Genomic DNA, 11804 nt, shown 5'->3' with positions numbered 1-11804 from the left:
ACCCGGTGAACACCGCCCGCTCCGGGCGCCGTTGCCCCGGGTGGGGGCACCCGGGGGGCGGGGCCGACAAGCGAGGGAGCAGGACATTGGATCAGCAGCAGGAGCACGAGGACGTCGGGGAGTTCCGGCTGGCGGCGGTGTTCGACATGGTCGACCCGGTGACCGGGCCGGGGTTCTCGGACCGCGCGGTGGTCGAGGACGCGACGGAGCGGGCCGCGCTGGCCGGGTACCTGCGGGCCGGCGCGGAGGTGCTGATGACGCCGATGCTCATGGACGACATCTTCGACACCTCCCGGCAGGGCGCCGTCCCGCTGAACTACCGCACCGACGGCGAGTGGATCTGGACCGACACCGTCACCTACTACCTGGAGGAGTACGACATCGCTCCCGAACCCGGGCTGCTGGCGCACCTGCGCGAGCGGGGCGACGCACGGCCCCGGCCGGACGCGGCGACCCTGGAGCGGGCGGCCGACTTCGTCCTCCACCCGCCGCAGCCGGCCGAGCCGGCCTGGCGCCCGGACACCGACTGAACCCCGCGTGCCCCGCCGTCCGTGAGTTCCTAAGGGACGGCTGTGTCGGGCGGCCGCTGCGGCCGGGACGGGCCGTCCCTGTCGGGTGTCGTTGTCGAGAGCCAGGAGGCCCGGGTGGGCAAGGTGCGCAACGGACGTGAGAGTCAGCCGTCAGGCGGGGGCGTCCAACTGCCCGCCGTGGCATGGGCGGTGCCCGAGCCGGCCGAGGAGGCCGGGCAGCCGGCGGAGGCCGCGGCCGGGCCCGCGCGGCGGGCGCCCGCCGCTGTGGGCGCCGCCGGGGCGGTGCCCCCGGTCGGGGAGAGCGGCGCCGCGGCGCCCGGGCAGTCCCGCGCCGGGGTGAGCGCCGTGCCCGCACCGGCGGGAGCGGCCGAGGAGGAGGGCGGCCAACGCCGCCTCCCCAAGTCGATGGTGGCCGCCGCGGTGATCGCCGGCCTCGTGCTGGTCGGGGTGCCGCTGGCCCTCTCCGGGTTCGGCGGGGACGGCCCCCACACCCCCGGCGCCGACGGCCCGCCGCCCGCCGGGTACTCCCAGCCGGACGGCGGCGGCGACGGCTACGTGCCGGGCCCCGACGCGCCCGGAAACCCGCCCGGTAACCCGCCCGGCGACCAGCCCCCGCAGCCCGGCCCGCCGGCCGACGGCCCGGCACCCGGGGAGGGCGTGGTCCCCGCCGCCGCCGGGGCCGCCGCCCTGCCCGACGCCGTCCAGGCACCCGACCCGGGCCCGAGCGCACGACCCACCGGTCGTCCCGCCACCGGCACCGCGGCGAGCGCCCCCGCACCCGCCCAGGGCGCCGGACAGAGCACCGCCCAGACCACCGGACAGGCCGCCGGCACGCCGCAACCCCAGCCGCCCGCCGCCGAGCAGCCCGCCGTGCCCCCGGCCAAGCCCACCCAGCAGGCGGCCCCGCCGCCCCCGCCCCCACCGCCGACCTACTACGCCGTCGCGGGCCCCGGCTGCGGGGGGTCCACCTCCATGCAGCTGAACGGCTGGTACGACAAGGGCCAGGAAGGCTGGCGTCGCAACTCCGGCGGCTACACCGGCGACGGCTGCGGCGGTGGCTTCAGCTCGGTGCCGATGTCCGGCGACGCGAACGACGACAAGAGCAACTCGGTGGTGTGGACCTTCACCACCGGCCCGGTCACCACCGGCACCTGCAACCTGTCGGTCTTCGTGCCCGACGGGGACATCAAGGCGGTCGGCGGCGCCCCGACCTACTACACCGTGCAGGACAGGTCCTTCGAGGTGAACCAGGTCGCCCACCGGGGCCAGTGGGTCTCCGCGGGCACCTTCCCGCTCAGCGGCGGAAGGATCGCCGTGGTGCTGCACAGCCGCGGCAACGACTGGAAGGGCGGCACCCAGACCTACGCCCACCACGCCGCCTCCGCGGTCAGGGCCAACTGCACCGGCTGACCCGCGGCCCGCACCACCGGCGGCCCATCGACCGCCGCCCGTACCACCGCCCGCACCACCGCCCGACCAGCGTCACCGCCCCACGAACGACGGAGGAGAACGCCCGATGAGCCGCCATGTGCTGACGGTCTGCGCGGAGCCGAGCGGCGGCGGTTACCGCACGATCGGCGCCGCCCTGGAGGCGGCCCGCAGCGGAGCGGTCATCAGCGTCCGCCCGGGCCGTTACGAGGAGAACCTGGTGATCACCAAGATGGTGACCATCACCGCCGAGGAGGCCCGCGGCAGCGTGCGCATCTCACCCCGGCGCGGCGCGGTGGTGCAGGTGGTCGCCGAGGCCGTCCAGCTCACCGGCCTGGTCCTCCAGGGCCAGGACGAGGAACTGCCCACCGTCGACGTCCCGCGCGGCCAGGCCGCCCTCCAGGACTGCGAGGTGGCGGGCAACTCCTGGACGGCCGTGCTGGCCCGCCAGCAGGGCTCGCTGGCGATGCGCGGCTGCCGCGTCGTCAACCCCGCCGGGGCCGGCATCGTCGAGACCTCGACCGGCACCAGCGTCATCGAGGACTGCGTGATCGAACACCTCGGCAGCTCCGCCGTGGTGATCGGCGAACGCGCCAACCCCGTCGTCCGCGGCTGCGTCATGCGCGACGCCCGCGGCAACGGCGTGTGCGTCAACGGCGAGGGCCGCGGCTCGATCGAGGACTGCGAGATCTCCGCCACCGACAAGCCCGGCATAGCCCTGGAGGAGAACAGCTCCACCCGGGTGCTGCGCACCACCGTCCTGGACACCTCGATCGGCGTCTACGTCAGCTCCGCCGCCCAGGTGGTGCTGGAGGACTGCACCGTCAGCTCAACCCGCGGCCACGGCGTGGTGCTGGCCGGCGGCACCGACCCGCTGCTGCGGCGCTGCCGCACGGTGCGCACCAAGGGCCACGGCATCCACGTCACCGGACGCTCCCGCGGCCGCTTCGAGGAGTGCGAGGTGGCCGCCTCGGAGCTGGCCGGGATCCTGGTGGACGAGTCCTCCAGCCCCGCCCTGACCCGCACCGCGGTCGCCGACACCGCCGGGGCGGGAGTGGAGCTGACCGGCGAGAGCGCCGCCGAGTTCGACCGGCTGGAGGTGCGCGGCGCGGCCGGGGCCGGGGTGAGCGTGCGCGACGGCGCCAACCCGCTGCTGCGCCGCCTGGACATCGCGGAGGTGCGCGGCCACGGCGTCGAGGTGTTCCGGGAAGGACGCGGACGCCTGGAGTCGTGCGTGCTGTCCGCCACCGGGCGGGCCGCACTGCGGGTCGCCGACGGCGGCAACACCCAGGTCGGCGGCTCCACGGTGCGCGGCGGCGCCCCGGCCGCCGGCCCCGGCCGGGCCGCCGCGGTGGCCGGGGTCGAGGTCGGCCCCGGCGGCGTCGCCTCCCTGCGCGACTGCGACATCGCCGAATGGACCGGCGACGGCGTGCTGGTCGAGGACGGCGGCGAACTCACCATGGTCCGCGCCCGGGTGCACGGCAACCGCGGCCACGGCGTGCTGATGGCGGCGGGCAGCCGGGCCGCGCTGAACGGCTGCGAACTGACCGACAACGCCGGCGACGGCCTGCGGGTGGACTCCGAGGAACCGGTCCGGGTCACCGGGTGCACCGTCGCCGGCAACCGCGGCTCGGGGCTGCGCCAGACCAGGGCCGGCAGCCGGCTGGCGGTACAGGACCTCACCAGCCGGGACAACGGCCGCGCCGACAGCCACGGTAGCGCGAGCGCCGGCGCCGAGGACGGCCCCGCGGCGGTCCGGCCGGCCGGCGCGCAGGACGGCACCGGCGCCGGGGACCGCGACGACGCCACCGACCCGGCGCGGCACTCGGCCGCCGCCCCGCCGCCGCCCGAGCCGGAGGGACCGCAGGCCGCGCTGCAGGCGCTGGTCGGTCTGGAGGGAGTCAAGGACCAGGTGGCCACCCTGGTCAACCTCAACAAGCTGGCCCGGCGCCGGGAACAGGCCGGCATGCCGGCTCTGCCGATGGGCCGCCACCTGGTCTTCGCCGGGCCGCCCGGTACCGGCAAGACCACCGTCGCCCGTCTCTACGGCGCCATCCTCGCCGAGCTCGGCGTGCTCCCGAGCGGCCACCTGGTGGAGGTGGCCCGCGCCGACCTGGTCGCCTCGATCATCGGCGGCACGGCGATCAAGACCACCGAGGTGTTCCAGTCCGCGCTCGGCGGCGTGCTGTTCGTCGACGAGGCGTACACGCTGTCCGCCGGCTCCGGCGGCACCGGACCGGACTTCGGCCGGGAGGCGATCGACACCCTGGTCAAGCTGATGGAGGACCACCGCGACGACGTGGTGGTGATCGTCGCCGGGTACTCGGACGAGATGCGCGACTTCCTCGCCTCCAACCCGGGCCTGGCTTCCCGTTTCAGCCGCACCGTGGACTTCCGCAACTACTCGCCCGAGGAACTGGTCACCATCGTCGAGCGGTCCGCCACCGCGCACGGCTACGAACTCGACGCCGTCACCGTGGACGCGCTCGGGACGCACTTCACGCGGATGCCCAAGGGCGCCGACTTCGGCAACGGCCGCGCCGCCCGCAAGGTGTTCGAGGAGATGGTGGACCGCCAGGCGTCCCGGCTGGCCGAGCTCGCCGAAGTCACCGACGCGGACCTGCCGCTGCTGCTGCCCGAGGACCTCGGCGCGGAGGCCGCCGCCGCGGCCCGGGCGGAGGCCGGCGCGGCGGGCGCCGACGGCGGCAGGGGCACCGAACTGCTGGAACAGCTGCGCTCGATGGTCGGCCTGGCCGCCGCCAAGGAGCAGGTCGAGAACCTGGTCAACCTCATCACCCAGGTGCGCCGCCGGGAGGAGGCCGGCCTGCCCACCGCGAAGATCAGCCACCACCTGGTCTTCGCCGGGCCGCCCGGTACCGGCAAGACCACCGTCGCCCGACTGTACGGCGAGCTCCTCGCCGAACTCGGCGTGCTGCCCGGCGGTCAGCTGATCGAGACCGCCCGCGCCGACCTCGTCGGCCGCTACATCGGTCACACCGCCCAGCTCACCCGCGACGCCTTCGAACGCGCGCGCGGCGGCGTGCTGTTCATCGACGAGGCCTACACCCTGACGCCCCGCAACGGGGCCGGCGGGGACTTCGGCCAGGAGGCGGTGGACACCCTGATGAAGCTGATGGAGGACCACCGCGACGAGGTCGTGGTGATCGTGGCCGGCTACCAGGAGGAGATGGAGGGCTTCCTCGCCTCCAACCCCGGCCTGGCCTCCCGCTTCTCCCAGCAGATCGCCTTCGACCACTACAGCGCGGACGAACTCGTCACCATCGTCCGGCTGCAGGCCGAGCAGGCCGGCTACGTCTGCGCGCCCGAGACCCTCGCCGCCCTGGCGCAGCTGTGCGAAACCGTCCCGCGCGACCGCAACTTCGGCAACGGCCGCTTCGCCCGGCAGACGCTGGAGGCGATGGTGACCCGGCAGGCCGGGCGCCTGGCCCGGCTCGACATCGGCGACGTCTCGGAGCTGAGCCTGCTGCTGCCGCAGGACATCCCCGTGCCGGCGCGGGGGAGGGCTGGATGACCGGCGCTCGCTCCCGTGCGCGCCGCGCCGCGCTGATCCGACCGGCTGCGGGGGTGCGGCGGACGGGGGCCGGTCCGGCGGTGTGCGCCGTGCTGTGCCTCGGCATCCTGCTGGCGCAGGCCGGCCCGGCCGGCGCCGCACCCGGCGCCCCGGTCCCCGGCGCCCCGGTCCCCGGCACTCCCGCCGCGGCGGGTACGGCCCGTCCGGGACAGCCCTCCTCCGGCGGCGCCGAGCCGGGGTCGCTGCCCGTGATCGGGCAGAGCCGGAGCGCGGGCCGCGCGGACGGCTGCGTGAAGCCCTCCGACAAGGACACCGACCGGATGCCGTGGGCGCAGGCCTTCCTGCGTCCCGAGACCGCCTGGCAGCTCGGCCGCGGCGCCGGGGTGACCGTCGCCGTCGTCGGCTCCGGAGTGGACCCGGCCTCCGGCGTCCTGGGCGGGCGCCTGGTGCCGGGGCCGCGCGAGTACGGCGAGGGCGCCTCCACCCGCGACTGCGTAGGCCACGGCACGTTCCTCGCCGGACTGATCGCGGCCGGCCGGCGCGACGGCGTCGGCTTCGCGGGCATCGCCCCCGAGGCACGCGTCCTGGCCGTGGCCGTGACCGATGACGCCGGGAACACCACCGCCGCCCTGCTGGCCAAGGGCATCCGCGACGCGGCCGACGGCGGCGCCCGGGTGATCGCGCTGGCCCTGCCCGTCGCGGCGGGCGACGAGGACCTCGCCGGCGCGGTCCGCTACGCAGGCGGCAAGGGGGCGCTGGTGGTCGCCCCGGCCGGGCCCGACCAGGGGAGCGGGTCCGGGTCCGGGTCCGCCCCGGCCCCCGCGGAGGTCCTGACGGTGTCCGACCTGGCCCCGAACGGTGCCCCGAACGGCGGCGGTACGGACTCCGGCGGGTCGGGCGGGGTCGGCTCGGGCACCTCCGGCACTTCCGGCGGCTCCGGTGCCCCGGGCAGCGGCGCCGGGCGGATCGACCTGGTGGCCCCGGGGGGCGCCATGATGAGCGTCGGGCCCGGCGGCAAGGGCTACTTCACCGGCTCGGGGCCCAGCTTCGCCGCCGCCGTGGTGGCCGGCACCGCCGCCCTGGTCCTCGGCTACCGGCCCGACCTCGGGCCGGCCGGGCTGAAGGACCGTCTGACGTCCACCGCCTACCACCCGGGCACCGCCCTGCCGGACCCCCGCGTGGGCTACGGCACGGTCGACCCGGCGGCCGCCGTCGGCGCCCCGGCGCCGGCCGCCGTCCCGCCGTCGCCCCGCCCGGCCCCGACCGTCGCCGCACTCCGGCCGCCGTCGCCGGACACCGCCGGGCACCAGGCGGTGGTGACGGCGGGCGCCGTCCTCGCCGGCGTCGCCCTGGTCACCGGCACCGCACTGGTCTGCGCGGCCGGCCGCCGCCGCGCCTGGCGCCCCGGGCGCTGGCAGGCCTGACGGGCCCTACCAGGCCCTAGTCGGCGGGAACGGCGGCGTCTGGGTGGCTCATCCCCTCGGCGACCGCGGCGGCGAGTTCGAGGTGGGCACGGCGGGTCCGGTGGCGGAGCTTCGCGGGCTCGAACGTCCCGCCGAGGGCCAGGTGCTCGTCGAAGGGCAGGACGACGGCGGCCCGGCAGAGGCTCTCGAAATGCGCCACCAGGTTCTCCGCCTTCACCACCCGGCCCGTGCCGCGGACGCCGGAGACCACGGTCACGCTGCGCCGTGCCAGCGGCCCGTAACCGTTCGCGTGCAGCCACTCCAGGGTGGCGTCGGCGCCGCTCGCGCCGTCGAGGCTGGCGGTGGCGGCGACGACCAACTGGTCGGCGAGGTCGAGCACGGCGCGCGTGGCGCCGTGCAGCAGGCCGGTGCCGCAGTCACTGAGGACGATCGGGTACTGGCGGGCGAGCAGGTCGACCAGCCGCTGGTAGTCCTCGCCGCCGAAGGCGGTGGCGACCGCCGGGTCCGGGTCGTTGCCCAGCACCTCCAGACCGCTGGGGGTCAGCGAGGTGAAGCGGCGGATGTCCATGTAGCCCGTGATCGAGGGAGCGGCGACCAGCAGGTCCTGGACGGTGGCCGTGGTCTCCCGGTGAACCCGCCCGCTCAGGGTGCCGGTGTCCGGATTGGCGTCGACGGCGATCACCTTGTCGGACCGCGTCTCGGCGAGCACGGAGCCGAGCGCCAGCGTCACGGAGGTCTTGCCCACACCGCCCTTGAGGCCGACGACCGCGATCCGGTAGGAGCGGTGCAGCGGGGTGCGGACGACGGCCTCCAGCCGTTCCCGATCGACCCGGCCCAGGCCGAGCCCGGCGCCGAGGCCGATCCCGCGCAGGCCCCGCCGGGCGACGGGCGCGCCGACCCCCGGCACGGCTTGGGCCGGCTGTGCCGCCGGCTGGGGCGGGGCGGCGAGGGGAGCGGCCTCCGGGAGCACGGGCACCGTGCCCGTGGCGTCCAGCGGCCGGTGCCGCTCGGGCTCCTGTGGCGGCGAGACGGGCCCGTACACCGGGGCGAGGTCCCAGTCCGCCTCCCGTTCCAGCCGCCGCACCCGTTCGATGACCGTGTGGTCGCCCGTCACGCCATTGCCTCCTGTCACCGCATCGCCCCGCCGCCCGCCTCGACTCAACGGCCCGGGGCGGCGAGCCGGTTCAACGCCGCATCCCGCCCCGGATCGACGGGGCGAACACCCGACGGGTGCGCGTCGGATCAGCTGCGGCAGCGGCCGGACGCCGAGCAGCCGTCCCCTGGCAGCCCCCGCGTCCCGGGCTTCGCGACCAGGACGCTCGACCACCGCCGGACCGCACCGCCGGCACTCGGGCGCACCGGGCCGCCGTTTCGACAGCTGTCCCGTCGCCTGCCATGAGTAGGGTGGCGGCGTGAATCGTCTCGCCGGTGCGACCTCGCCCTATCTGCTGCAGCACGCCGACAACCCGGTCGACTGGTGGCCCTGGGGCCCCGAGGCGTTCGCGGAGGCGGAGCGGCGCGGCGTGCCGGTGCTGCTGTCGGTCGGCTACGCGGCCTGCCACTGGTGCCAGTGACTTAACACAACCAGGTAGTCCTGACCTGGGATGTTTCCAAGGAGTGCTGGCGCGGACACGTACGATGAGGGTCTCGGGACGTAGGCGCCTGAGGTGAAGACCAGTTGGCCCGCCTCGCCCGAGACCGGCCAGCCATCTTCCGGGGGACGAGTCAGATCGTGCTGAGGTCGATCTCGACTGCGAACGGAGCGGCCGTCCTGATCGTGCCCGTGAACACGTCCGCGTCGCGGTAGGACCGGCTCGCGGGATCAAGGACGTAGGTGTAGACGAGAGGGACGCCGTTGGCGGTCTGCTCGATCCGCCAGTAGAAGGCGATGCCGGCTTGGGCGTACTGATCCACCTTCACGATGCGGTCAGTGGTCTCCGAGCCCGGTGACACGACCTCGACGACCAGGAGGACGTGTTCCGGGCGGGTGGGCGTGATGTCGATGGTCTCGGCCCGGTAGACCACGACATCGGGCCGCCGGTTGGTGAGTGGCACGTCCTGCAACCGGACATCGAAGTCCGTGTCGGCGTTCCAGTCCGGACCAGCGGCCGTATCCAGGGTGTTCGCCAGGATCCGGGCCAGGCGGTTGTGCCGCTTGGAGGCACTCGGGCTCACGACGACCATCCCGTCCACGATCTCGATACCCGCACACTGCTCCTCGGACCAGGAGTCGTACTCGTCCACGGTGATCTGGTGGTGCATCCACTCGGGAGCGACCATCTCGGCGGTCATCGGCGTACCTCCTCGGGACTCGACGGGCTCGGTGCTGCTCGGCCCAGCGTACTGTTCTGCGGCTCGGGGACGCTGCTCTTGCCAGGCCTTGATGTCGGGCTGGCTTGCACGAGCATCGCTGTGCTGCCGATCTTGCAGCGGCTGCTCCAGGCGGAGCCAGCAGGCCTGCCCGGATCCTCTCGACATCGGCGACGCGAGCGCTTTTCCCGAGCGCCGGACATCTCGCGGCCTACGCCGGCCTCGGCTCCGTCATCTGTGGCGACACCCCTCTCGGCGCGGCAGCAAGCGGCTCAAACGGGCCTTCTACCTCGTGGCGTTCGCAACCGGAGTCACAGGCCTACTACGACCGGAAACGCCGCGAGGCAAAGCACCACGTCGCCGCCCTCGTCGCCCTCCCGAGCCGCCGCATTAACGTCCTGTTCGCCATGCTCAGAGACGGCACCCTCTACCAGCCCCTACCGCCGCCACTGCTCGACAAAGACCATAGGCGCACCCTTTCGCGCGCACGTGGGAGGCGTCCACACGCGTCCAGTCGATCCGTCGGGCTGCGTTCAACTCGGCGAGCAGTAGCCGGTGGACCTGGTCGAACACTCCGGCGTCGTGCCACCGGCACAGCCGGCGCCAGCACGTCTGCCGAAGCCCAGCTCCGGTGGAAGCTGCTGCCAGGTGATGCCGGTGAACAGTACGAACAGGACGCCTTGTAGGCACAACCGGTCGTCCACCGGCCGAGGCCCTGGGGACCGCTCCGGCCACGGCGGAAGCACCGGCTCGATCAGCGCCCACAACTCGTCATCGACCATCCACAGTGCACTCACGCCACCACCAACGGACGAATCGTCACACCGGATACGGCCCACCAGCCCACATCCCACGAGATCGTGTTACAAGAAGAACCCGTATCACGACGGGACGTGACACGTGATGCCGCATGGTGCTGAACCTGCAGGTCAGCGCCGTGCGGCAGGTTCCGTGATCCACCATGCAACCGTTCGATCCATCCGGTCCGCTCGCGCGGTGCTCACGCATTCCCGTCCGCACCGGCGAGATCCTGGATACATTGCTCGATGCCTCGATGTGAGACCCCCAAACCTGAGGAGGTCACCCCAATGCCGCACGAATCGGGCCGCCCGACGCCCGCCAACATGCCCCACCGATCGGCCGATGCGAGCACAGCCCAATCACCGCGGATCACTCCCCACCCTGTGGCCCCCACATCGAACGACCAGGCCGGTTCGACGGGCGCGGTCGTTGAATGGTGGAATTCCATCCGCGGCTTTGGGATGGTGAGACTCAACTCTTCCAATGAGACAGCATTTGTACATATTTCAACCCTCCCCGGTCGAGGATACCGATGTCTCGTGGAAGGGGAGAAGGTACTGGTATCAACGGAACCCGATCCAACTACTGGAAAGACCCGCGTGGCAAACCTGGAATTTCCAGCCGATCGGCAGTATGGAACCGTCCAGGAGTTTGACCATTTGAAGGGGTTCGGCTACATCGTCGACGACGATACGGGAAATTCATCCTTCGTTCACCACACCGAGATCCTTCGCCCCAGCTCAACTCGCGCCACGCTCTCAACCGGAGAGAAGGTGGAATTCGAGATCGAGCCCGGCGCCAAGGGCCCGGTGGCGAAGCGCGTCAAACGCCTGGACCCGAGAGAGCCTCTGCAGCGATTCGTCCGTATGCCTGCGGCATCATGGCAAGACCTTGCGAACCTGGCAGAGGGTGAAGCATGGATTATGAATAGCCCGGACGAAGATGACGAGCTGCTCGACGACACCGAAGGCGGTGGCACCTCACTAGCGGATCTACCGATCCTTCGCAGTTACATCCAGCACACCTTCGCGCGTCTGTTGGATCAGGGAAAGATAGCGTATGGGGAGACAACGGACGGCAAGCGAGCGGGTTTCAATACCGGCCTGGTGACCCAAAATCAGGAGGAGATCTACGGGATCCTCGCAGAGAAGTCGGACGAGGACGGGTACCCGTGGCGCCACCAAGGGTGGATGAAGGAGTCCGACGGGCGACTTGCCGGACTGTTTTCACCACGCCCCGCCAGGGCCACCTATTGGTCAGATCCGTCGGTCCTCTTTTACGATCCGCGCCTTCCACTGATTCTGGATTGGGACCATTTCGTCAAGGACAACATCTCGCGATACCCCTCGGATCTACGCGATCAAGCAATGGCCCTAATGCTCACTCGATCAGCGATTGACCGTGCTGTCGAGCGAGTTGCCCGCAACTACAAGGCAGCGGTTCCGCAGTTCCACAGAGGTGAGGTCCAACTGCTTCTACCGCTCGCATTGCGTGGCACAGCAGAAGCGCAGCTGGCGCTGGTGGTCCGGCGAGTGGGCGACGAATATCACGGCGAGACCGTTCTTGCGCTTGCGGCGGCCCTCAAGAACGCTCGCCTCCTGGCACGGCCCGACCGGGACTGGCTGAACCCTTAATCCGAAATTCCATCCCTCGACGATCGGCGAGGGATGGAATGAGAGCCTATGCTCGGTAGGGCAGAACTCTACTTTAAGCCCATTCTCGGAAGTACTGAGGGCGAGGCGGCCGGGCTTGGCCCCGGGTGCGCAGTCCGAGGCTGTG

Annotated in this window: 7 protein-coding genes and 4 pseudogenes; 8 read left to right on the top strand and 3 right to left on the bottom strand. The window is 72.8% G+C overall.

Translation table 11 applies throughout. The features are described from left to right. The first annotated feature begins 86 nt into the window (after window positions 1-86). The 4 genes from ACZ34W_RS29700 (at window position 87) to ACZ34W_RS29685 (ending at window position 6914) form a co-directional block, all read left to right on the top strand. Window positions 87-530 (top strand): hypothetical protein, encoded by a 444-nt coding sequence (locus ACZ34W_RS29700; RefSeq protein WP_465608468.1) that lies wholly within the window; start codon window positions 87-89, stop codon window positions 528-530. A 177-nt stretch (window positions 531-707) separates the two neighbouring features. Then, window positions 708-1940, top strand: coding sequence for a hypothetical protein (locus ACZ34W_RS29695; protein WP_465608466.1), 1233 nt, complete (start codon window positions 708-710; stop codon window positions 1938-1940). 106 nt (window positions 1941-2046) lie between these two features. Next, window positions 2047-5490 carry a right-handed parallel beta-helix repeat-containing protein gene (locus ACZ34W_RS29690; RefSeq protein WP_465608464.1) on the top strand — a complete coding sequence of 1148 codons (3444 nt, stop codon included), beginning with the start codon at window positions 2047-2049 and terminating at the stop codon, window positions 5488-5490. After that, window positions 5487-6914 carry a S8 family serine peptidase gene (locus tag ACZ34W_RS29685; RefSeq protein ID WP_465608462.1) on the top strand — a complete coding sequence of 476 codons (1428 nt, stop codon included), beginning with the start codon at window positions 5487-5489 and terminating at the stop codon, window positions 6912-6914. Before ACZ34W_RS29690 ends, ACZ34W_RS29685 begins: the two co-directional genes overlap by 4 nt. Before the next feature lie 16 nt (window positions 6915-6930). On the opposite strand, the gene ACZ34W_RS29680 is transcribed toward ACZ34W_RS29685, so the two are convergent. Continuing rightward, entirely contained in the window at window positions 6931-8028 is a 1098-nt protein-coding gene (locus ACZ34W_RS29680; protein ID WP_465608460.1) for a MinD/ParA family ATP-binding protein, read from the bottom strand. 298 nt (window positions 8029-8326) lie between these two features. Here ACZ34W_RS29680 and ACZ34W_RS29675 point away from each other — a divergent pair. Then, window positions 8327-8482, top strand: a pseudogene (locus tag ACZ34W_RS29675) (DUF255 domain-containing protein); the annotation flags it as partial. 157 nt (window positions 8483-8639) lie between these two features. Here the strand turns inward: ACZ34W_RS29675 and ACZ34W_RS29670 are convergent. Beyond that, entirely contained in the window at window positions 8640-9206 is a 567-nt protein-coding gene (locus tag ACZ34W_RS29670) for a Uma2 family endonuclease (RefSeq protein ID WP_465608458.1), read from the bottom strand. 146 nt (window positions 9207-9352) lie between these two features. On the opposite strand from ACZ34W_RS29670, the pseudogene ACZ34W_RS29665 reads away from it, so the two are divergent. Further along, window positions 9353-9661, top strand: a pseudogene (locus tag ACZ34W_RS29665) (IS110 family transposase); the annotation flags it as partial. A gap of 37 nt (window positions 9662-9698) precedes the next feature. On the opposite strand, the pseudogene ACZ34W_RS29660 reads toward ACZ34W_RS29665, so the two are convergent. Next, window positions 9699-10006, bottom strand: a pseudogene (locus tag ACZ34W_RS29660) (transposase); the annotation flags it as partial. Window positions 10007-10270: 264 nt separating this feature from the next. On the opposite strand from ACZ34W_RS29660, the pseudogene ACZ34W_RS29655 reads away from it, so the two are divergent. Continuing rightward, a pseudogene (locus ACZ34W_RS29655) lies at window positions 10271-10573 on the top strand (cold shock domain-containing protein); the annotation flags it as partial. A 51-nt stretch (window positions 10574-10624) separates the two neighbouring features. After that, complete coding sequence (locus ACZ34W_RS29650; RefSeq protein ID WP_465608500.1) at window positions 10625-11659, top strand: DUF3825 domain-containing protein; 1035 nt, start codon at window positions 10625-10627, stop codon at window positions 11657-11659. The last annotated feature ends 145 nt before the right edge of the window (window positions 11660-11804 follow it).

The sequence above is a fragment of the Kitasatospora sp. NPDC022856 genome (genome assembly GCF_055561235.1).
The sequence above is the reverse complement of the archived record's forward strand: the minus strand, read 5'-3'. Positions and strand labels throughout refer to the sequence as shown.

Bases quoted from the DNA above. Each gene is read 5' to 3' on its own strand.
- ACZ34W_RS29690 (WP_465608464.1), top strand. From the start codon at position 2,047: ATGAGCCGCCATGTGCTGACGGTCTGCGCGGAGCCGAGCGGCGGCGGT.
- ACZ34W_RS29685 (WP_465608462.1), top strand. From the start codon at position 5,487: ATGACCGGCGCTCGCTCCCGTGCGCGCCGCGCCGCGCTGATCCGACCG.
- ACZ34W_RS29670 (WP_465608458.1), bottom strand. From the start codon at position 9,206: ATGACCGCCGAGATGGTCGCTCCCGAGTGGATGCACCACCAGATCACC.